This window comes from Microbacterium sp. P2_F9 (assembly GCF_056403635.1).
In genome coordinates, this window is sequence record NZ_JBFUFC010000412.1 from 1 (window position 1) to 820 (window position 820).

Sequence of the window (820 nt, forward strand, 5' to 3'; positions counted from 1 at the left end):
GCTCACAACGGCGCCGGATTCGGCTGTCACGGGCGTGTGCGACCACCTGTTCAAAGTCTTGAACCAGGCCATCAGAAGAAGGGACTTGGTCGTACTGCTGAGTTTCATTTGTTGCAGCAAATCTCTCGAGGTCGTTGTGAGCGGCGGCACGAGTTCGTCATCGGAGACGGCCAGGAATTCATCGTGCAAAGCATCGGTGATCCCAACACGTCATGCGCTCCTCGTCGATTGCTTCGGCGCCTTGCTGAGGAGTTCAATGGCTCTGCCCACGCGGCTGAGGTATGACGAGCGGCTGAAGTTGCGCTCCCAGAATGCGCGGGTCGCGGCCCTTTCCGGAGCGCGCTCGAGCAGACCGAGAAGTTGCGGCAATATCGCCTCGTCGGGGCTGATCTCACGAACGAACACGCCATCCGCGTACCCTTCCATTCCACTCGCCCCGCAGAATGCGACTGGTGTGCCCACCTGCAGAGAGCCGACCAGGATCATGTGGCCCGCGGCCCGGCCTCGTGGGCGGAGGGGGAGGAAGGACACGTCCGATTGCGAGATCAACCCGCCGAATTGTTCTTGCGACACCCGCCCGAAGTGCTCCACTCGCGCCCGCCCGCGTTCGATCACGCGCGGTTCTTCACCAATCGCGGTCGTGAGCTCGATCGACTCGTTCGAGGCGAGTATTTCTGCTTCGAGCTGCTGAACGAGTTCTCGGTCGCGATCAGACGAGCCTCCGATGAAGATCCGCTTCACCCCGTCGGGTTCCCTCGCGGTGAGGGCGTAGGGGAAGTCATTGCCGTAAACGACCGACACTGCCCGTCCGCCGCCCGCG

The 820-nt window shown here is 62.3% G+C and carries 2 protein-coding genes; both read right to left on the reverse strand.

Annotation, left to right across the window (positions count from 1 at the left end; genetic code table 11):
* On the reverse strand, positions 1-189 hold a 189-nt coding region (locus AC1DVT_RS20450), incomplete at its 3' end, for a hypothetical protein (RefSeq protein ID WP_477391255.1).
* Positions 190-210: 21 nt separating this feature from the next.
* On the reverse strand, positions 211-820 hold a 610-nt coding region (locus AC1DVT_RS20455; protein WP_477391257.1), incomplete at its 5' end, for a hypothetical protein.